Consider the following 21,643-nt stretch of genomic DNA (forward strand, 5'->3'; position numbering starts at 1 on the left):
TGTCGTCGGCGGTGGGCGGGCCGGGGCGCGCGGATGCTGCCGGCGCCGTCCCCCGCCGGGCGCGCTCCGGCCGTCCCCTACGGGGCGCGCGGGACACAATGGGGGCGTGACTGACTCCGGACCCGCCTCCCTGCCCGCCGCCGACCGGCCCGAGACCACCGCGCGCCTGCGGGACGCGCTGCTGGCCGCCTCCTTCACCGCCGACGGCCTGCTCGACCTGCTCGGCGCCCCCGCGTACGCGGCGCTGGCCCGCAGCGAGACCGTGCCCGCCCTCAGGGCGACCCGCGGCGACACGCCGCTGGAGACCCTCGTACGGCTCTTCCTGCTCCAGCAGCCCGTGGCGCGGGCGCGGGTGGCCGCCGTGCTCCCCGTCGAGGAGGCCGTCGAGGCCGGGTGGCTCACGCGGGTGGGCGGCGACGAGGTGGCGGCCACCGTGGACGTGCGGCCGTACGGCGGTCCCGGCGGCGAGGACTGGTTCATCGTGTCCGACCTCGGGTGCGCGGTCGGTGGCGCGGGCGGCATCGGACAGCGCGCCGAGGGCGTCGTGCTCGGTGTCGGCGGCGCGTCCACCACGCTGGCCGGCATCACCGTGCGCACGCCCGTCGCCGCCGCGCTGGACCTCGGCACCGGCTCCGGCATCCAGGCGCTGCACGCCTCGCGGCACGCCACGCGCGTGACGGCCACCGACCTCAATCCGCGCGCGCTGCACATCACCGCGCTCACGCTGGCCCTCTCCGGCGCACCCGCCGCCGAACTGCGCGAGGGCTCGCTGTTCGAACCGGTCCGGGACGACGAGAAGTTCGACCTGATCGTCTCCAACCCGCCCTTCGTCATCTCGCCGGGCGCGCGGCTCACCTACCGCGACGGCGGGATGGGCGGGGACGATCTGTGCCGCTCGCTCGTTCAGCAGGCGGGGGAACGGCTGAACGAGGGCGGGTTCGCGCAGTTCCTCGCGAACTGGCAGCACGTGGCGGGGGAGGACTGGCAGGACAGGCTCAGGTCGTGGGTGCCGCGCGGGTGCGACGCCTGGATCGTGCAGCGCGAGGTGCAGGACGTCACGCAGTACGCCGAGCTGTGGCTGAGGGACGCCGGGGACCACCGCGGGGACCCGGCGGACTACCAGGCGCGGTACGACGCCTGGCTCGACGAGTTCGAGGCGCGCAAGGTCAGGGCGGTCGGCTTCGGCTGGATCACCCTGCGCAGGACGGGCGCGGCCGAGCCCTCCGTCACGGTGGAGGAGTGGCCGCATCCGGTCGAGCAGCCCCTCGGGGACACCATCCGGGCGCACTTCGACCGCCTCGACTACCTCCGGGAGCACGACGACGCGGCCCTGCTCGCCAGTCACTTCCGGCTGGTCGGCGAGGTGGTGCAGGAGCAGGTCGGGCTGCCCGGCGCGGAGGATCCCGAGCACGTCGTCCTGCGCCAGCACCGCGGCATGCGCCGCGCCACCAAGGTGGACACGGTCGGCGCCGGTTTCGCGGGCGTGTGCGACGGCAGCCTGAGCGCCGGCCGCATCCTGGACGCCATCGCCCAGCTGATGGGCGAGGACTCCGTCCGCCTGCGCGACCAGACCCCGGCCCAGATCAGGCTCCTCGTCGAGCAGGGCTTCCTGGAGCCGGCGGAGTGAGGTGACGGCTGCGGGGGGTTCGTCCCGCCCAGCCGACGGGCCGCGCCGCCCGCGCGGTGCCGAGCGGTCGTCGCCGGAGCACCGACGTGTGCGCGCCCACACCACCCCGCCCCCCCGCGAGTCACCCCGGACACGTGTGCGCGCCCGCACCACCCCGGCCCCCGCGAGTCACCCCCGACACCCCCGCGCACCGCCCCCGCCGCGCGCCCGTCGTATGCCTCCGGCACACCCGGCGGTAAAACGGCCGGAACAGTACGGGTCTTCCGGGGCGGACGGCCCGGGCGGCCGGCCCCCGCCCGGGGGCGCAGGGGTGGCCGGGGGTCGTTCACCCCGATGTCGCCCGCCGGTCTCCCCCGCGTCCCCGCGGCGTGTCACGCTCCTCGCGCCGGGCCGGGAAAGAGGGGGGCGGGCGGGGGATGGAAAGCGGACCTGCGGTCTTCGCCGGGGCGGTGTTCGCCCTGTTCGGGGCCGCCCTCCTGGTGTGGACCGGCGTACGGCTGCGGCACGGGGAGCCGGTGGCGGACGGTGTGAACCGGGTCGCATCGGCCACCGTCGCGGGCCTCGCCGGAACCCTCGCGCTGGTCCTCGGCGGCTACTGCCTCACCCGCCTCTGACGTCGGCGTGCGTCCTCCCGGGAGCGTGCCGAGAGAGTAAGAGGAGCAATACGCTCCGGACAGGCCGCACCGGGGTACCCGGTACTCCGGGCGGCAGGAATGCCGGTAGTCGGGTTACCGTTCGAGTGGCCGTTGTGGGCTTTTCCCGTTTGACACGGGGGCGGGATGTACCGTCACACTCCGCAGCGTCACACGTGCCAGCAGTACGCCGCGACCCCGGGACGAAGGCCTGGGGAGGCCAAAGCGTCGACCGGAGAGAAGAGCGAAGTTGTCCCCGACCAGCGAGACCGCACAGGGCGGCCGCCGACTCGTCATCGTCGAGTCGCCTGCCAAGGCGAAGACGATCAAGGGCTACCTCGGCCCCGGCTACACCGTCGAGGCGAGCGTCGGGCACATCCGTGACCTCCCCAACGGCGCCGCGGAGGTGCCCGAGAAGTACACCGGCGAGGTCCGCCGCCTCGGCGTGGACGTGGAGCACGACTTCCAGCCGGTCTACGTCGTCAACGCGGACAAGAAGGCGCAGGTCAAGAAGCTCAAGGACCTGCTGAAGGACTCCGACGAGCTCTTCCTCGCCACCGATGAGGACCGCGAGGGCGAGGCCATCGCCTGGCACCTCCAGGAAGTCCTGAAGCCGAAGATCCCGGTCAAGCGGATGGTCTTCCACGAGATCACCAAGGACGCCATCCGGGAGGCCGTCGCCAACCCGCGCCAGCTCAACCAGAAGCTGGTCGACGCCCAGGAGACCCGCCGCATCCTCGACCGCCTCTACGGCTACGAGGTCTCCCCGGTGCTGTGGAAGAAGGTCATGCCCCGGCTGTCGGCCGGCCGTGTCCAGTCCGTCGCGACCCGGCTCGTGGTCGAGCGGGAACGCGAGCGCATCGCCTTCCGCTCCGCCGAGTACTGGGACCTGACCGGCACCTTCGGCACCGGCCGGGCCGGCGACCCCTCGGACCCGTCCTCGCTGGTCGCCCGTCTTCAGACGGTCGACGGCCGGCGTGTCGCACAGGGCCGTGACTTCGACTCCCTCGGGCAGCTCAAGAGCGCGAACACGCTCCACCTGGACGAGGCGACCGCCCGCGGGCTGGCCGCCGCGCTGGAGAACACCCGCTTCTCCGTGCGTTCGGTGGAGTCCAAGCCGTACCGCCGCTCGCCCTACGCGCCGTTCCGTACGACGACGCTCCAGCAGGAGGCCAGCCGCAAGCTCGGCTTCGGCGCCAAGGCGACGATGCAGATCGCGCAGAAGCTGTACGAGAACGGCTACATCACGTACATGCGTACGGACTCCACGACGCTGAGCGAGACCGCCATCGCGGCCGCCCGCGCCCAGGTCACGCAGTTGTACGGCGCCGACTACCTGCCTCCGCAGCCGCGGACCTACGCCGCCAAGGTGAAGAACGCGCAGGAGGCGCACGAGGCGATCCGTCCCTCGGGTGATCGTTTCCGCACGCCCGCGGAGACCGGCCTCACCGGTGACCAGTTCAAGCTGTACGAGCTGATCTGGAAGCGGACCGTCGCCTCCCAGATGAAGGACGCGACCGGCAACAGCGTGACCGTGAAGATCGGTGGCACCGCCGCCGACGGCCGGGACGCGGAGTTCAGCGCCTCCGGCAAGACGATCACCTTCCACGGCTTCCTCAAGGCCTACGTCGAGGGTGCCGACGACCCCAACGCCGAGCTGGACGACCGCGAGCGCCGGCTGCCGCAGGTCGCCGAGGGCGACGCGCTGTCCGCCGACGAGATCACGGTCGACGGCCACGCCACCAAGCCCCCGGCCCGCTACACCGAGGCCTCCCTGGTCAAGGAGCTGGAAGAGCGCGAGATCGGCCGCCCGTCGACCTACGCGTCGATCATCGGCACCATCCTGGACCGCGGCTACGTGTTCAAGAAGGGCACGGCGCTCGTGCCGTCCTTCCTGTCCTTCGCCGTCGTGAACCTCCTGGAGAAGCACTTCGGCCGGCTGGTCGACTACGACTTCACCGCGAAGATGGAGGACGACCTCGACCGCATCGCCCGCGGCGAGGCCAAGGCGGTGCCGTGGCTGCGGCGCTTCTACTTCGGCGAGGGCAATGTCACCGGCGCCGCGGCCGACGCGGGCAACGGCGACGGCGACCACCTCGGCGGCCTGAAGGAGCTGGTGACCGACCTGGGCGCGATCGACGCCCGCGAGGTCTCCTCGTTCCCGGTGGGCAACGACATCGTGCTGCGCGTCGGCCGCTACGGGCCGTACATCGAGCGCGGCGAGAAGGACACCGAGCAGCACCAGCGCGCCGACATCCCGGACGACCTGGCGCCGGACGAGCTGACCGTCGAGCTGGCCGAGGAACTGCTGGCCAAGCCGAGCGGCGACTTCGAGCTGGGCACCGACCCGCAGTCCGGTCACACCATCGTGGCCAAGGACGGCCGCTACGGCCCGTACGTCACCGAGGTGCTCCCCGAGGGCACCCCGAAGACCGGCAAGAACGCGGTCAAGCCGCGCACGGCCTCCCTCTTCAAGTCCATGTCGCTGGACACGGTGACCCTCGACGACGCGCTGAAGCTGATGTCCCTGCCGCGGGTCGTCGGCACCGACGCCGACGGCGTGGAGATCACCGCGCAGAACGGCCGCTACGGCCCGTACCTGAAGAAGGGCACGGACTCGCGCTCGCTCCAGACCGAGGACCAGCTCTTCACCATCACGCTGGAGGAGGCGCAGGCGATCTACGCCCAGCCCAAGCAGCGTGGGCGCGCCGCCGCCAAGCCGCCGCTGAAGGAGCTGGGCGAGGACCCGGTCTCCAACAAGCCGGTCGTGGTCAAGGACGGCCGCTTCGGGCCGTACGTCACCGACGGGGAGACCAACGCGACCCTGCGCTCCGGCGACAGCGTCGAGACGATCACCCCGGAGCGCGGCTTCGAACTGCTCGCCGAGAAGCGCGCGAAGGCCCCGGCCAAGAAGACCGCGAAGAAGGCGGCGGCCAAGAAGACCGCCCCGGCGAAGAAGACCGCCGCCAAGAAGACGGCGGCCAAGAAGACGGCGAGCGCCGCGAAGAAGACGACGGCGAAGAAGACGACCGCCAAGAAGGCGACGGCCGCCAAGTCGACGCCTGCCGGCACGGAGGACTGAGTCCCGGAGCCGGGCCCACCGGTACCGACGATCCGGTGGCCTCGGCACCCGGGAACCGGTCCCTGGTGCGGACGGCCGACGCTTTCCTCGTTTCGCCTCGCACACGCCCCGGCATCACTTTGGTGTCGGGGCGTGCGCATGCCAGGAGAGCGAGGTGTGGTGTCGTCGGCTACGGATAGGCTGAACGCATGACGCGAGCCGAGCAGCCAACGGCCCACACCCCAGAACCGGACGACGCCCTGGTCGCGGACTCCCGCGAGCGCGCCGTGCGTTCCCTGTTGCGCCGACCGCAGTTGCGGCGCCTGTGGAGCGCGCAGCTGGTGAGCGGCGTCGGCGACATCCTCGCCCTCCTGGTCCTGGTCCTCCTCGTCCTTCAGGCGGCGATCGACCAGGGGACGTTCGGCGGTGGCTACCGGGGCGTGGCGTTCGCAGTGGCGACCGTCTTCGCGGCGCGCGGCCTCGCCGCGCTGCTGTTCGGCGCGGTCCTGCTCGGCCCGCTGACCACGCTCACCGCGCAGGAGGGCCCGCTCGACCGCCGCTGGACCATGGTCGGCGCCGACGGACTGCGGGCCGCGCTGCTGATCATCGCCCCGCTGTGGATCGACTGGACCCCGGCGGACGCGCCGTCCGTGCTCCTGGTCACCGCCTTCGTCACCGGCGTCGCCGAGCGGCTGTGGACGGTGTGCCGCGAGAGCGCCGCCCCCGCCCTGCTGCCCGCCCCGCCCCCGGAGGGCGCGACGGTACGGCCGCTGCCGGACCACATGGACGCGCTGCGCCGCCTCGCGCTGCGCACCGGCTTCCTCGCCGTCCCGCTGGCCGCCGCCGCCCTGGTCGTGGCCGCCCTGCTGAACAACCTGCTGGGCACCGGCGTGCCCTGGTTCGACCAGCACCACGCGGCCCTCGCGTCGTACGTCGCGGCCGGTCTGTTCGCCGCCTCGCTGTCCCTGCTGACCTTCCTCGAACTGCCCGACACGCGCACCCCGCGCGCCCGGTCCCCGCTGGAGGGACTGCGCCGCCCGCGCACCGGCACCGGTGTCGACAAGGGGCGCACGGGCGCCATCCCGCTGCTCGTCCCGGCCTGCGCCGCCGTGGCCGGCGCCATCGCCGCGGCCGTCTCCGTCTGCGTGCTGCACGCCACCGACCTGGGCGGCGGCCCGGTCCTGTTCGGCCTGCTGGTGCTGGGCCTGACCGGCGGTGTCGCCGTCGGCATCCGCACGGCCCCCGCGCTGCTGCCCTCGCTGTCCCGCCGCCGGCTGCTGTCCCTGGCCATCGCCTTCACCGGCATCGCGCTGCTGGCCGCCGGGCTGGTCCCGGACGTCACGACCGTGCTGCTGATCGCCACCCTCGCCGGCTTCGCCGCGGGCGTCGCCGCCAACACCGGGCACGCGCTGCTCGACCAGGAGACCGAGGACTACCGCAGGGCACGCGTCACCGAGCACCTCCAGGCCGTGGTCCGCGTCTGCATAGCGCTCGGCGCGCTGATCGCCCCGGTGATCGCCGGGCTGATCGGCCGGCACCGGCTGGAGAACGGCCGCTTCGTCTTCGCCCACGGCGGCGCCTCGTTCACGCTGATGCTGGTCGGCGCGCTGCTGCTGCCGGTGGCCGCGCTGGTGCTCGCCAAGGTCGACGACCGTTCCGGCATCCCGCTGCGCCAGGATCTCAAGGACGCGCTGCTCGGCGGCGACGACCCGGTGGAGACCCCGGCGGCCAACGGCTTCTTCATCGCCCTCGAAGGCGGCGACGGCGCGGGCAAGTCCACCCAGGCCGAGGCGCTCGCCGAGTGGATCCGCGGCAAGGGCCACGAGGTCGTGCTCACCCGCGAACCGGGCGCCACGCCGGTCGGCAAGCGGCTGCGCTCGATCCTGCTGGACGTGTCCTCGGCGGGCCTGTCCCACCGCGCGGAGGCGCTGCTGTACGCCGCCGACCGCGCCGAGCACGTCGACACCGTCGTACGCCCCGCCCTGGAGCGCGGCGCGGTCGTCATCTCCGACCGCTACATCGACTCGTCCGTCGCCTACCAGGGCGCCGGCCGCGATCTGTCCCCGACCGAGATCGCCCGCATCAACCGCTGGGCGACCGACGGGCTCGTCCCGCACCTCACCGTGCTCCTCGACGTCTCCCCGGAGGCCGCCCGCGAGCGGTTCACCGAGGCGCCGGACCGGCTGGAGTCGGAGCCCGCGGAGTTCCACGCGCGCGTGCGGGCCGGCTTCCTCACCCTGGCCGCCTCCGACCCCGGCCGCTACCTGGTGGTCGACGCCGCCCAGGAGCCCGAGGCCGTCACCACCGTGATCCGGCACCGGCTCGACACCGTGCTGCCGCTGTCCCAGGCCGAGATCGAGGCCCGCGAGGAGGCGCGCCGCAAGGCCGAGGAGGAGGCGCGCCGCAAGGCCGAGGAAGAGGCCGCCCGCAAGGCCGAGGAGGAGCGCCTGGAGCGCGAGCGCCAGGAGGAGCTGGCCCGGCTGCGTGCCGAGGAGGAGGAGCGCAAGCGCCGCGAGCTGGAGGAGGCGCAGCGCCGCGAGGCCGAGCGGCAGGCGGAGGAGGCCCGGCAGCGGGCGGCCGAGGCTGCCCGGCGCGCGGAGGAGGAGCGGCAGCGCCTGCTCGCCGAGGAGAAGGCCCGCGCCGAGGAGGAGGCCCGCCGCAAGGCGGAGGAGGAGCGCCGCCGCAAGCAGGCCGAGGAAGAGGCCCGGGTCCGCGCGGAGGAAGAGGCCCGCCAGGCCCGGCTCCGTGCCGAGGAGGAGGCCCGGCTGGCCAAGGAGCGTGCCGAGGAGGAGGCGCGGCGCCTGGAGGCCCAGCGCAAGGCGGAGGCGGCACTGCTCCGCGCCGAGCAGGCCCGCCGCCAGGCGGCCGAGGCGGCCGCCGCCGCCGACGCCGCGGCCCGCAGGCCCAGCAGCCCCCTCCCGAAGGCCCCCGGTGTGACCCCGGACGCGTCGACGGTCGCCACCCCGGTGGTGTCACCCGGCCCGGGCACGGAGGAGACGGTGCCCACGCCGGTCGTCTCGCCGGACCAGGACAGGCCCGTCGGCCGCGAGGCCGCGGGCGGCCACCGGGACTCCGGCTCCGACGCCGAGGTGACCGCCGAGCTGCCCCAGCCGCCGGCCGCCGGGCCCGGCGCGGCCGTTCCCGGTGCGGCGGACGAGACGGCGGTGCTGCCCCAGGTGGGCGCCGCCGACGAGACCGCCGTACTGCCCCGGGTGGACGCGGAGGAGACCGCCGTACTGCCTCCGGTGCGCGACGACGCCCCGGCGGACCGGATGCCGCGCGGCTTCTTCCGCGACGAGCGCCCGGCGGCGGGCCCCGACGGCTCCGAGGACCGCACCCGCGAGATGCCCCAGCCGGGTGCCGAGGGCACCGCGCGCCGCCGCCCCCGCCCCGACTGGGCCGAGGAGACCCCGCTGGACGACCTGCCGTCCCTGGCCGACGAACTGCTGGGTTCGTACGACGACCACGACGACGACCGGTCCCGCCGGGGCCGCCGGGGCTGAGCCCCGCGCGCCTTCCGGAAGCGGCGCCCGTTCCCTGCCCGGCAGGGGGCGGGCGCCGCTCCGCTTCGGCGGGCGCCACCGTTGTCGGTCCCCACCCGCACAATGGAGGTCGGAACGCGGAGTGTGACGGAAGGGCGGCGTGACCCGTGAGCGTGTGGGACGACCTCGTCGGGCAGGAAAAGGTGTGCGCGGTGCTGGACGGCGCCGCGCGGGACGCCGACGCCCAGGTCACCGCCGCGGCGACCGACGCGCCGCTGCCGGAGGCGTCGAGGATGACGCACGCCTGGCTGTTCACCGGTCCGCCCGGCGCGGGCCGCAACCAGGCCGCGCGGGCCTTCGCCGCGGCCCTCCAGTGCGTGAGCCCGGACCGCGCCCTCGGCGGCGCCCCCGGCTGCGGCTTCTGCGACGGCTGCCACACCGCCCTGCTCGGCACCCACGCGGACGTCACCACGGTCGCCGCGGTCGGCGCCGAGATCCTGGTCAGGGACATGCGGGACACGGTCCGCAAGTCCTTCACCGCGCCGGCGAACGGCCGCTGGCAGATCATCCTGGTCGAGGACGCCGAGCGGCTGAACGAGAAGTCGGCCAACGCCGTCCTCAAGGCCGTCGAGGAGCCCGCCCCCCGCACGGTCTGGCTGCTGTGCGCCCCCTCCATCGAGGACGTCCTGCCGACCATCCGCTCCCGCTGCCGCCACCTGAACCTGCGCACCCCGTCCGTGGACGCGATCGCCGACATGCTCGTACGCCGTGACGGCGTCGAACCGGAGGCCGCGGCCGCCGCCGCCCGCGCCACCCAGGGGCACGTGGACCGGGCCCGGCGCCTGGCCACCGACCCGGCGGCCCGCGAGCGCCGCGCCGCCGTCCTGCGGCTCCCGCTGCGGCTGGACGAGGTCGGCGCCTGCCTCAAGGCCGCCCAGGAACTGGTCGACGCGGCCGCCGAGGACGCCAAGCAGCTCGCCGAGGAGATGGACGGCAGGGAGGCCGAGGAGCTGAAGGCGGCGCTCGGCGCGGCCCAGGGCGGCCGGCTGCCGCGCGGCACGGCGGGCGTGATGAAGGACCTGGAGGACATGCAGAAGCGCCGCCGTACCCGCACGCAGCGCGACAGCCTGGACGTGGCCCTCGGCGACCTCACCGCCTTCTACCGTGACGTCCTCGCCCTCCAGCTCGGCTCCCGCGTGGCCATCGCCAACACGGACGCCGAGGACGCGCTGCAGCGGCTGGCCCGGGGCAGCTCGCCGGAGTCCACCCTGCGCCGCATCGAGGCGATCGCCGCGTGCGGCGAGGCCCTGGACCGCAATGTGCCGCCGCTGCTGGCGGTGGAGGCGATGACGATGGCGCTGCGGGCGGGCTGACGACGTTCGTTCCCGCCCGAGGGCGGGTTGGCGGCACGGCGCTGTGCGCGGGGTGGGCCGGTGACGGCCGCCGCCATCCACGGGGCGGCCCGCCGTCATCCGAGGGGTGGACCGGCGACGCCCGCCGTCCCCCGTACGGGGCGACAATCCGCACGCACCGCACTCCCTCTATCGCACAGCGTTAATCTCGCCAGATGCACACCTGGTCCTCCCCCTCCAGCCGCCGGCGCACCGCGTCCGGCACCCGGGCCCGCCTCACGGCCGCCGCCCTCGCGACCGCGGCCCTCCTGGTGTCCGCGTGCTCACCCGGCGGCACCTCGGTCGCGTCGTCCTCGGCGGCGGCCCCCCGGACCGGTGCGGCGGACGTCCCCGCCCTGGCCCCGCTGCCGCGCACGACACCCGCGGCGCTGAAGCCGTACTACACACAGCGGCTGAAGTGGCGTGACTGCGGCGCCCCCGGCTTCCAGTGCGCCACGATGAAGGCCCCACTGGACTACGACAAGCCGGCCGCCGGCGACGTACGGCTCGCGGTGGCCCGCAAGACCGCCACCGGCGGCGCCAAGCCGCTCGGCTCGCTGCTGGTCAACCCGGGCGGCCCCGGAGGTTCGGCGATCGACTACCTCCAGCAGTACGCCGGTCTCGGCTACCCCGCCGAGGTCCGCGCCCGCTACGACATGGTCGCCATGGACCCGCGCGGCGTCGCCCGCAGCGAGCCCGTCGGATGCCTGGACGACCGCCAGATGGACACGTTCACGCAGACCGACCTCACCCCCGACGACCAGGCGGAACGCGACGCGGTGGTGGCGTCGGACAAGAAGTTCGCACAGGCCTGCGGGGCGCGCTCCGCGCGGCTGCTGCGACATGTCTCCACCGTCGAGGCGGCCCGGGACATGGACGTCCTGCGCGCGGTGCTGGGCGACCCGAAGCTGAACTACGTCGGCGCGTCCTACGGCACCCTCCTCGGGGCGACCTACGCCGGCCTCTTCCCGGGCCGGGTGGGCCGCGTGGTCCTGGACGGAGCGCTGGACCCCTCCCTGGACTCCCGCACGGTGAACCTGGAGCAGACCGCGGGCTTCGAGACCGCCTTCCAGGCCTTCGCCGAGGACTGCGCGCGGCAGGCGGACTGCCCGCTCGGCGGCAGGGGTACGACGCCCGCCCGGGCCGGCGACCGCCTCAAGGCCTTCTTCCGCGAGCTGGACGCGCGTCCCGTTCCCGCCGGCGACCCGCACCGCAAGCTGGGCGAGGCCCTGGCCACCACCGGCGTGATCGCGGCGATGTACGACCAGGGCGCCTGGGGGCGGCTGCGCGCGGCGCTGACCTCGGCGATGAAGGACCACGACGGCGAGGGCCTGCTCGCCCTCTCGGACAGCTACTACGAGCGCGACGCCTCGGGCCACTACACGAACCTGATGATGGCCAACGCCGCCGTGAACTGCCTGGACCTGCCGCCCGCCTTCACCGGCCCCGAGCAGCTCGCCAAGGACGTGCCGGCCTTCGAGAAGGCGTCCCCGGTCTTCGGCGAGGGCCTCGCCTGGGCCTCGCTGAACTGCACGTACTGGCCGGTCCGGGCCACGGGCGAGCCGCGCCGCATCCCGGCGCGCGGCGCGGCACCGATCGTCGTGGTCGGCACCACCCGCGACCCGGCGACCCCCTACCGCTGGGCCCAGTCCCTGTCCCGGCAGCTGTCCTCGGGCCGCCTCCTCACCTACGCCGGCGACGGCCACACCGCCTTCGGCCGGGGCAGCACCTGCATCGACTCCGCGATCGACACCTACCTGCTGCACGGCACCCCGCCGGCCCACGGCAAGCGCTGCTCCTGACCACCGCCCCGGCCCCGGGACCCCCGGCCCGGGGCCGGTACGAAGCACTCCCGGAAACTGTGTAGACTTACCGACGTTGCCGACCGCACCCTAGGTGCACGCAGCACGCCGCTTTAGCTCAGATGGCCAGAGCAACGCACTCGTAATGCGTAGGTCTCGGGTTCGAATCCCGAAAGCGGCTCAGAGCAGGCCCGGGACGGAGACTCTCCGTCCCGGGCCTTCGGCGTGCACGAGAGCCAGTCGGCGCGGGACGGCGGTACGGCGAGGCCCCGGTTACGGTGTCAGCACGATCCTGCCGAAGACCTCGCCCGCGTCCATCTTCCGGTGGGCCAGTACGGCGTCGTCCAGTGGCAGCACCTCGTGCACCACCGCTTCGATCTCGCCACGGGCGGCCGCGGCGAACTGCTCGCTGCGTACGGCGCTCAGATCGGCCGGGGGGACGGTGGCCGCGCTGAAAGCGGCGAAGGACAGCGACTTCCGGAATGCCGTCATGATCTTCGTGCCGAAGTCCGCGGGCGGCTGGCCCGCGACAGCGCCCACGGCCACCATGCGGCCGTTCGGGTTGAGCCTGTCGAGGAACGACGGCATGTCCGCACCGGCCACGACGTCGATGATCACGTCGTAGCCCGCGGGAGCCCCGTCCTCTCCGTCGCCGGAGCGGTCCAGCACATGGGTCGCGCCGAGGCGGCGCAGCCGCTCGCCGCGCTCGGCCGACGACGTCGTGACCGCCACCGCGGCGGCACCACCGCGAGCAGCGAGCTGCACGGCCATGATCCCGATGCTGCCCGCCGCGCCGCGCACCAGGACGGTCTCCCCGGGAGTGAAACGGGCGTGGCGCAGCCCGAAGTGCGCCACCGCGCCGGAACTGCCGAGCGTCACCGCGGCAGTGGCGGACAGACCACCGGGCAGGGGAAGAACCTGTTCGACCGGCGCGACGGCCTGTTCGACGTAGCCTCCGCCGGTGCCGGTGAAGCCCCACACCCGCAGGCCGAGCCATGACGCGTCGACGCCGTCGCCGACCGCCGTCACCGTGCCCGCGACCTCGCCACCCGGGACGTGGCCCTCCGTGAAGCCGTAGTCGGCCAGGGCCCCGCTTCGGATCACGGTGTCGACACCGCCGACGCCCACCGCCTCGGTGGCTATCAGTACCTGCCCGGCGGCCGGCACCGGTACCGGCAGGTCGACGACGGCCAGGCCGTCGGGACTTCCGAACGTCCGGATCGAGATTGCCTTCACTGTGGTCTCCACGTTCCCGGCCCGCCCAAGCGCGAGCGCTTCCGCGTCCCGGAACGTAACGGACGCCCCCGTCCGTTTGGCTAAAGTGAGAGCGGTGACCGGCCCTTTGCCTCGGAAGCCGCGCTCCGACGCGCGGGACAACCGCGAACGCGTCCTCGGCGCGGCCCGAGCGCTGTTCTCCGCCGACGGCCTGGACGTGCCGATGCGGGAGGTCGCACGGCGCGCCGGGGTGGGCCCCGCCACCTTGTACCGGCACTTCCCGACCAAGCGGGCACTGGTCGCCGAGGCCTTCGCGGACCAGCTGCACGCTTGCCGTGCCATCGTCGACGAGGGGTGCGCCGATCCTGATCCATGGCGCGGCCTGTGCCTGGTGATCGAGAGGATCTGTGAGCTGCACGCACGCGACCGGGGCTTCACCGAAGCGTTCCTGTCGGCCTACCCGGGGGTGGCGGAACTCGCCGAGGGCCGCGCGTACACGGTGAAAGCGGTCGCCGGACTGGCTCGGCGGGCCAAGGAAGCCGGGCGCCTGCGGTCCGACTTCGTCCTGGACGACCTGATCCTCGTCCTCATGGCCAACAAGGGGATCCACGCCGCGTCGGCCGCCGGCCAGGTCGCGGCCTCCCGGCGCTTCGCGGGGCTGGTGATCCAGGCGTTCGAAGCCTGCCCCCGGCACGCGCCGCTTCCGCCGGCGGCCCGACTGGCATCCGCGGGCCCCGCGGTGGGCGAGACCGGCTCCACCGACTGACCCGCGAGGTCCCGCGTACGGCAGGCCGTCACCGGGCCGGCGGTTCGGCGCCGACGGCATCGCGGTCGCACCCGCGCCGCCCGCACGGAAGCGGTCCGATGCATTGACAGTGTGCGATCAAAGTAGGTGTCATTGTGGGAGCGCTCCCACGTTTCCGTCGGCACCTCCCACTCCGTCTCGGAGGCAACCATGCGCACTCTCGTCACGCGATTACGGCACCGACCCTGGGCCTTGGCCGCACTGGCGGCCTTCTCGGCCGTCGGACTGCTGCTGTCCGCCTTCGTCGCGGCGCCGCCCAGCAGCGCCGCGGACTCCGGCTGCCGGGTCGACTACACCGTCAACCAGTGGTCCGGCGGCTACACCGCCGCGATCAAGGTAACCAACCTCGGCCCGGCGATCACCGGTTGGCGTCTGACCTGGACGTACGGCGGCGACCAGAAGGTGACCTCGGCCTGGAACGCCACCGTCTCCCAGAGCGGCAAGGCCGTCACCGCCACGGACGCCGGGTGGAACGGCAGCCTGGCGACGGGCGGTTCCGCCGACTTCGGTGTCCAGGGGACCTACCAGTCCGCCGACCCCACGCCGACCGACTTCGCGGTCAACGGCGTGGCCTGCGGCGGCACCACGACGCCGACCGACCCCGGCACCCCGCCCACGACGCCTCCGACCACCCCGCCCCCGACGGATCCGCCGACCGGCGGTGACTGCGGCACTGCCGTGCTCTGCACCGGGTTCGAGGACCAGAGCGGTACCACGCCGTCCGGCGCCTGGCAGTTCGCCGCGCCCGACTGCCAGGGCAGCGGCACGGTCACCGTCGACACCTCGGTCGCGCACAGCGGCGGCAAGTCGATACGGGTGGACGGCAAGGCCGGTTACTGCAACCACGCCTTCGTCGCCACGACGGCCGACCTGTCGTCGGTGGGCCCCCTGTACATCCGCATGTGGGTACGGCACACCACCGCGCTCCCCGCCGGGCATGTCGCCTTCGTGTCCATGCCCGACAGCTCCCAGGGCGGCAAGGCGCTGCGCATCGGCGGCCAGAACGGCGCCCTCCAGTGGAACCGGGAGATCGACGACGCCACCCTGCCCGCGCAGAGCCCGGCCGGTGTGGCGCAGAGCAGGCCGCTGCCGACCGGCAGCTGGCAGTGCCTGCGCTTCATGATCAACACGTCGAACGGCAACCTCGACACCTGGCTGGGCGACCAGCAGGTGCCCGGCCTGCACCAGGACGGTGTCCCCACCGCGGACATCGACCAGCAGTGGCTGTCCCGCACCACCGCACCGCGCCCCACCAGTCTGCGTCTCGGCTGGGAGAGTTACGGCGGCGGTGACGACACCCTCTGGTTCGACGACGTGGCCGTGGGCTCCTCGCCGATCGCCTGCTGACACCGACCGGCACCGACACCCGTGCCGTCCGCGGCGTCCCTGCCGGACACGGCGGGCGGCACGGTGTCCCCGCACGGCGACCGCGAGGTCGTCCGTCCACGCCGGGGCGATCTCCGTCCGCCCCTTGGACGGGAGCGTTCCGTTCGTAGAATGCGGCCATGACGGAACCCCCTCTCAAGTGGGGCATCCTCGGCACAGGGTGGATCGCTCAGCGGTTCACCGAGGATCTCCTCCTTCTCCCCGGCCACACCGTTTCCGCCGTCGGCTCCCGTGTCCCGGAGACCGCGGAAACGTTCGCTCGGCAGTACGGCGTCGAGCGGGCGTGGGGCTCGTACGAGCAACTCGTCGCCGACGACGAGGTCGACGTGGTCTACGTGGCGACGCCCCACACCTTCCACTTCGCCCACGCCGGCCTCGCCCTCGAAGCGGGCCGGCCGGTCCTGGTGGAGAAACCCTTCACCGCGAACGCCACCGACGCCCGGCGACTGGTCGAACTCGCCCGCAACCGGGGTCTGTTCGCCATGGAGGCGATGTGGACCCGGTTCAATCCGCTGATCGCCAGGCTGCGGGAGCTGGTGGCGGACGGGGCGATCGGTGACGTCACCTCCGTCTACGCCGACTTCGGGACCAACGCGCCGTACGACCCGGCGCACCGCCTGTGGTCCCCCGAACTCGGCGGCGGCGCCCTGCTCGACCTCGGCGTCTATCCGCTGTACTTCGCCTGGATGCTGCTCGGCGCGCCGGAGACGGTCGAGGCGACCGCCGCGACCGCTCCGACCGGTGTCGACGCCAACACCGGGATGGTGCTGGGGTACGCCTCCGGCGCCGTCGCGGTGCTGCACTGCTCCCTGACGTCCGACTCGCCGTGCACCGCGGTGGTGAACGGGACCAAGGGCCGCATCGAGGTGCCCTCGCCGTTCTACTCGCCGCACACCCTGGTGCTGCGCCGCGAGGGCGCCGAGCCGGAGACCTTCCACCTCGACGTGGTCGGCAACGGCTACGGCTACCAGGCGCAGGAGGTCGCCCGCCGCCTGCGGGCGGGCGAGACGGAGTCGCCGGTGATGCCGCTCGACGAGACGCTCGCCATCCACGGCAACCTCGACACGATCCTCGCCCGCATCGAACGGCAGGCGGCACTGTCGAGCCGCACGCCGGTGTGAGATGGGCGGTGGTGGGCGAACCCACGGACCTGAGGCAACATCTTGGTGAACGAGGAGCGGCGCGCGACAGGAGCGCGCCGCCACCGGCCGGATGGGGTGAGGAACGTGGCGGAGCCGAGGATCGCCGTCGCCGTGGTGACCATGGGCAACCGGCCCGCCGAGGTCGACGCCCTGCTGGAGTCCGTGGCGAAGCAGGACCTCGCGCCCGCCCGGATCGTGATCGTGGGCAACGGCTGCCGGCTGCCCGAGTTCGCCCGGCGGCTGTCGCTGCCCGGCGAGGTCACCGCCATCGACGTGGACGAGAACCTGGGCTGCCCGGGCGGCCGCAACGTGGCCCTCGCCCGGCTGCGGGAGTTCGGTGACGTCGACGTCGTCGTGGAACTGGACGACGACGGCCTGCTCGTCGACGCCGACGTACTGCGGCGGGTGCGCGACCTGTACGCCGCCGATCCGCGGCTCGGCATCGTCGGCTTCCGCATCGCCGACGAGCACGGCGAGACCCAGCAGCGGCACGTGCCGAGGATCGGCAACTCCGATCCGATGCGCGGCGGTTACGTCACCGGGTTCCTGGGCGGCGGCCACGCGCTGAGCATGGCGATGCTGGCCGAGACCGGGGACTGGCCGGCGGAGTTCTTCTTCGCGCACGAGGAGACCGATCTCGCCTGGCGGGCCGTCGACGCCGGCTGGAAGATCCGGTACTCGCCCGAACTGCTGCTCCAGCACCCCAAGACCTCCCCGGCCCGGCACGCCATCTACTACCGGGTCAACGCCCGCAACCGCGTCTGGCTCGTACGGCGCAGGCTGCCGTTGCCGCTGATCCCGGTGCACCTGGCGGTCTGGACCCTGCTCACCCTCGCCCGCACCCGCTCCGCGGCCGGGCTCAAGGCCTGGCTCGGCGGCTTCGTGGAGGGTCTGCGCAAGCCGGCGGGCGAGCGCCGCCCGATGCGCTGGCGGACGGTGTGGCGGCTCACGCGGCTGGGGCGTCCGCCGGTGATCTGACGGGAGCGGTGGCACCGGCCGCCGACCGGAGCGGTCGCAGGTCGCCCATCGCGGACCGGTCGCCGATGGCGGTCGGGGGCGGCGGATCGGTTGCCGACGGTGGCCGGGGGCGGCGGATCGATTGCCGACGGTGGCCGGGGTGGGGGCCGTGGACCCGGTGCCGATGGCGACCGGTCGGCCGATGCCTGCCGACGCCCGGCCTTCCGGGACGCGCCCGGAACGAATGGCCCGCCGACCTGGAAAAACGGGACGGGCCCCGGTCGGTCACCTCCGCCGACCGGGGCCATGCTCGTCCCCGGATCCGGCCTGCGGCGACACTCCCCCGAGTTACGCGACTGACGCGCGCGCCGTCGGACCGGTTCCGATGGAATGATCACATCAAGTCTCGCCAACAGATCGCTAACATGTGGCCAACGGTTCGCCGGAAGCGTGCGTACCGGTTGGCCGGAAGTCGCCGGGCGGGACCGGCGACAGAGGAGTGAGCAGGGCGTCGGCGAGCCGCACGGTGGCCGTTGACCAGGCCACGTGTGAAGGGGCGGCGCCGTGAGGCCGTCCGCGGAAGGTGGCGTGAAGTCGTTGCGTACGGGGCGGAATGCCGCCAGGGTGCGGCGGGCGCGCGTCCGCCGTGGAGCATGGTCGTCCCCGGCCGCGCGGGAAGGCACTGGGGCGGCGTGAAGGGGCTGCGCGAGCTGCGATTCGGACTGCTGGGCCCACCGGTCCTCTACGACCGCCCGCCGTACGACACCCCCGGCGACCCGGAGTCGTACGAGTCCGCCGAGGGCGCCGTCCGGCCCATCGGCAGCCCCAAGATGCGCGCGCTGCTCGCGGCGCTGCTGCTGGAGCCCGGACGGGTCGTGTCGGTCGAGTCGCTGACGGAGGCCCTGTGGGGCGGGGCGCCGCCCGCCTCCGCGCGGGCCTCGCTGCACAACCATGTCACCCGGCTGCGCCGGCTCCTGGACGACCCCGATCGGCTCCGGTCCGTACCGCCGGGCTACCTGCTCCGCGTCGAGCAGGGCGAGCTGGACGTGTACGTGTTCGACGCGCTGGTCGCCGAGGCGCGCGCGGCGCACGCCCGGCGCGACTGGCCGGGGGTCGCCCGCGCCTGCGCGGCCGCGCTCGTGCTGTGGCGCGGGACCCCGCTCGGCGGGCTGCCCGCCGACCTCGGCGGCCACGCCCTCGTGCCGCGCCTGGAGGAGGCGCGGCTGCTTCTGCTGGAGTGGCGGTACGACGCCCAACTCGCCGTCGGCGCGGGACGGTCCGCCGCGCTCGTGCCCGAGCTGGCGGCGCTCGTCGCCGAGTATCCGCTGCGCGAGGCGTACCACCGCCAGCTGATGCTGGCCCTGCACCGCACCGGCCGTCAGGCCGAGGCCCTCGCCGTCCACCGCGATCTGCGCGCCCGCCTGATCGAGGAACTCGGCGTCGAGCCCGGCCCGGCGGTCCGCGAGGTCCACGTCGAGGTGCTGCGGGGGAGCGGGGAACCGGTCGACGAGGGTGCGTGGCCGGGGCCGGAGACGGAGCCCCGGCGTGCGGCGGAGGGAGCCGGGCCGGCGGAGGAGCGGGCGGCGGACCGCACGGCTCCCGCGGGCCCCCATGACGGCGGTCGCGGAGGCGGGCCCGCCGAGGGCGCCGAGGACGACCCGAGCGCGCCGTCGCCCCCGTGCAGCACCCGGCTTCCGCCGCCTCCGGCGCAGCTCCCGCCGCCCCCGGCCCACTTCACCGGCCGGGCCGTCGTACGCCGTGCGCTGCGGCGCGCGCTGACCGAGCCGTCCGAGCCGTCCGAGCCGTCCGCGCCGGGTCCCGCCGTCGCCGTCGTCTCGGGCATGGCGGGCGTCGGCAAGAGCGCGCTCGCGCTGTACGTCGCACATGAGTTGAGGGAACGTTTCGTCGACGGTCAGCTCTACGTCAACCTGCACGGCGCCACCCCCGGCGTGCCCCCGCTCGGCTCGGCGCAGGCGCTCGCCGCACTGCTGCGGGACCTGGGCGTGGAGCCCCGCAACGTGCCCGAACACCAGGATGCCGCCGCCGCGTTGCTGCGCTCCCTGCTCGCCCCGTCCCGGGTCCTGCTGGTGCTGGACGACGCGGCGGACGCCGCCCAGGTACGGCCGCTGCTCCCGGCCGGCCCCGGCTGCGCGGTGATCGTCACCAGCCGCTCGCCGCTGGCCACCCTCGACGGCGCCAGGCGCTTCCCCCTCGCCCCGCTGACCGGCGAGGACAGCGCGGCCCTGCTGCGCGCGGTGAGCGGTCGCGCGGGCCTGGACGCCGGTCATGCCCTGGTCGCCTTGACCGGTGGGCTGCCGCTGGCCCTGCGTGTGGTCGCGGCCCGGCTCGCCGCCCGGCGGGCGCTCACCCCGGAGGCGCTCGCCGGTCAACTGACGGCGCGCGGTGGCAGGTTGAGGCACCTGGAGTACGACGACCTCAGCGTCCGGCGCTCGCTGGCCGTCGCGCTCGACGCCCTCGCCGCCGCCGAGCGGGAGGCCGACCGGGACGCGGCCCTCGTGCTGCGCGGCATCGGCGCGCTCGACCTGCCCACTTACGGCGCGGCGCTCGTCGCCCGCCTCACCGGCACCGACGAGCGGCGCGCGGAGGCCGCGCTGGACCGCCTGGTCGACGTCGCCCTCCTGGAGGAGACGGCCTACGGCCGCTACACCCCCCACGACCTGGTCCGCGAGTTCGCCCGCGAACTGGCCGAACGCGCGGGGGAGTCCGCCACGACCACCATCCGGCCCCCGTCACCCACCACCCCCGGCGACGGCACCTCGCGGACCCTCCCGCCCCCGGGCCCGGCGCCCACCCACCCGGGCGAGGACCCGCGGACGACACCCGCTGGTCCGGCCGAAAGCAGCGCTGCGGCACCCGCCGACCCAACCGGCCTCCCGCTCCCGGCGACCTCTCACCCGGCCGATCCCGCACCGGCGGCGCCCCCTCACCGGGCCGCCCCACCGCCCCCCTCACCCCCCACCCCCTCCGACCCCCCACCCCCCGACCTCGTCGCCCTCCGCTGGTACGCCGCCGCGGCCGAGCTGGTGCTCACCGCCATCGTGGAGCCCGGGCCGGATCTGGACGACCGGCGGCGGCCGACCGCGGCGCAGCCCGCGGGGCATGCCGTCGACGTGGCCGCGCTGCGGTCGTTCGAGTCGGCCGAGCAGGCCTTCGCCTGGGGCGAGACCGAGCTGGAGAACGTCGTCGCGCTGGTGGCGCGCAACGCCGACTCGGCCGATCCGCGCACGTCGGCCCACCTCTCGGTGCTGGCGCGGCTGCTGTTCCCGTATGTGCAGCGCAGCGGACGGGTCGCCGAGATGGAGGTGCTCGGACGGGCCGCGCTCACCGCGGCGCGGCGGCTCGGGGACGCGGCGGCCGAGGCGCACGCGCTCGGCGACCTCGCGGGCCTGCACTTCCTGACCGGCCGGCACAACGACGCCCTCGCCCTGAACGACCGCTGCCTGGAGATCTGGCGGCGGCTCGACGTGCCCAGCCGTATCCGCCGCTGTCTGAACAACCGGGGGCTGCTGCTGGAGGGGCTCGGCCGGTACGCGGAGTCGGAGGAGGCGCTGCGGCAGAGCCTCGCCTGCTCCCGGCTGCTGAACGACCCCGTCGGCGAGGCCGTCACCCACAGCCATCTCGGCAACCTCTACGAGCACACCGATCCGCGCGCCGCCATCGAGCAGCACCGGCGCTCGCTGGCGATCGGGGAGCGGATCGGCTCCGTCATCGTGCGGCACTCGGCGCACTGCAACATCGGTTACGCCCATCTCACCCTGGGCGAACCGGCCTCCGCCGCCCGGCACTTCGAGGAAAGCCTGCGCATCCTCGGCGGCCACGGCGACTGGCACGGCGAGTCCCAGACCCGGCTCGGCCTGGTCCGCGCGCTGCGGCAGCTGGAGGAGGACGAGCGGGCGTACCAAGAGTGCGGGGAGCTGCTGCGCCGCGCCGACGCCCGCGCCGACCGCTACATGGGCGGTCTGGCCCGCCACCAGCAGGGTCTGCTGCTGAACGCACAGGGCCGGCGGGCGGCGGCCCGGGAGGCCTGGCGCACCGCCCTCGCCGCGCTGACGGGTACCGACGAACAGGCGGTGGTGGCCGAACTGCGCGAGCTGCTGGACGGGTGAACACGGCGGGGGAGTC

Annotated in this window: 12 protein-coding genes and 1 tRNA gene; 12 read left to right on the top strand and 1 reads right to left on the bottom strand. The window is 74.3% G+C overall.

Annotated elements, in window-relative coordinates:
- Nucleotides 1-106 precede the first annotated feature (106 nt).
- The 7 genes from BLW85_RS21610 (at nt 107) to BLW85_RS21640 (ending at nt 12,176) form a co-directional block, all read left to right on the top strand.
- On the top strand, nt 107-1,627 hold the full coding sequence (locus BLW85_RS21610; RefSeq protein ID WP_070022418.1) for a N5-glutamine methyltransferase family protein: 1,521 nt from the start codon (nt 107-109) through the stop codon (nt 1,625-1,627).
- 416 nt (nt 1,628-2,043) lie between these two features.
- The gene (locus BLW85_RS21615) at nt 2,044-2,241 is read left to right on the top strand and encodes a hypothetical protein (RefSeq protein ID WP_070022419.1); all 198 of its coding nucleotides are present in this window, start codon (nt 2,044-2,046) and stop codon (nt 2,239-2,241) included.
- Nucleotides 2,242-2,509: 268 nt separating this feature from the next.
- Entirely contained in the window at nt 2,510-5,341 is a 2,832-nt protein-coding gene (gene topA, locus BLW85_RS21620; RefSeq protein WP_074992896.1) for a type I DNA topoisomerase, read from the top strand.
- Nucleotides 5,342-5,529: 188 nt separating this feature from the next.
- Nucleotides 5,530-8,823, top strand: coding sequence for a dTMP kinase (gene tmk, locus BLW85_RS21625; protein WP_074992897.1), 3,294 nt, complete (start codon nt 5,530-5,532; stop codon nt 8,821-8,823).
- A gap of 146 nt (nt 8,824-8,969) precedes the next feature.
- The gene (locus BLW85_RS21630) at nt 8,970-10,175 is read left to right on the top strand and encodes a DNA polymerase III subunit delta' (RefSeq protein ID WP_070022422.1); all 1,206 of its coding nucleotides are present in this window, start codon (nt 8,970-8,972) and stop codon (nt 10,173-10,175) included.
- A 194-nt stretch (nt 10,176-10,369) separates the two neighbouring features.
- Nucleotides 10,370-11,995 (top strand): alpha/beta hydrolase, encoded by a 1,626-nt coding sequence (locus BLW85_RS21635; RefSeq protein ID WP_074992898.1) that lies wholly within the window; start codon nt 10,370-10,372, stop codon nt 11,993-11,995.
- A 107-nt stretch (nt 11,996-12,102) separates the two neighbouring features.
- Nucleotides 12,103-12,176 (top strand) — tRNA-Thr (locus BLW85_RS21640).
- Between the two features lie 92 nt (nt 12,177-12,268).
- Here BLW85_RS21640 and BLW85_RS21645 read toward each other — a convergent pair.
- Nucleotides 12,269-13,231 (bottom strand): zinc-binding dehydrogenase, encoded by a 963-nt coding sequence (locus BLW85_RS21645; RefSeq protein WP_074992899.1) that lies wholly within the window; start codon nt 13,229-13,231, stop codon nt 12,269-12,271.
- Nucleotides 13,232-13,325: 94 nt separating this feature from the next.
- Here BLW85_RS21645 and BLW85_RS21650 point away from each other — a divergent pair, with 94 nt between their 5' ends.
- From BLW85_RS21650 to BLW85_RS21670, 5 genes are all read left to right on the top strand, one after another.
- Nucleotides 13,326-13,976 carry a TetR/AcrR family transcriptional regulator gene (locus BLW85_RS21650; protein WP_107409157.1) on the top strand — a complete coding sequence of 217 codons (651 nt, stop codon included), beginning with the start codon at nt 13,326-13,328 and terminating at the stop codon, nt 13,974-13,976.
- Nucleotides 13,977-14,165: 189 nt separating this feature from the next.
- On the top strand, nt 14,166-15,362 hold the full coding sequence (locus tag BLW85_RS21655; protein ID WP_070022445.1) for a cellulose-binding domain-containing protein: 1,197 nt from the start codon (nt 14,166-14,168) through the stop codon (nt 15,360-15,362).
- 158 nt (nt 15,363-15,520) lie between these two features.
- The gene (locus tag BLW85_RS21660) at nt 15,521-16,522 is read left to right on the top strand and encodes a Gfo/Idh/MocA family protein (protein ID WP_070022446.1); all 1,002 of its coding nucleotides are present in this window, start codon (nt 15,521-15,523) and stop codon (nt 16,520-16,522) included.
- A gap of 105 nt (nt 16,523-16,627) precedes the next feature.
- Complete coding sequence (locus tag BLW85_RS21665; protein ID WP_070022447.1) at nt 16,628-17,521, top strand: glycosyltransferase family 2 protein; 894 nt, start codon at nt 16,628-16,630, stop codon at nt 17,519-17,521.
- A 632-nt stretch (nt 17,522-18,153) separates the two neighbouring features.
- Entirely contained in the window at nt 18,154-21,627 is a 3,474-nt protein-coding gene (locus tag BLW85_RS21670; RefSeq protein WP_208624883.1) for an AfsR/SARP family transcriptional regulator, read from the top strand.
- The last annotated feature ends 16 nt before the right edge of the window (nt 21,628-21,643 follow it).

Origin of the sequence: Streptomyces misionensis (assembly GCF_900104815.1) — a bacterium.
GTDB lineage: Bacteria > Actinomycetota > Actinomycetes > Streptomycetales > Streptomycetaceae > Streptomyces > Streptomyces misionensis.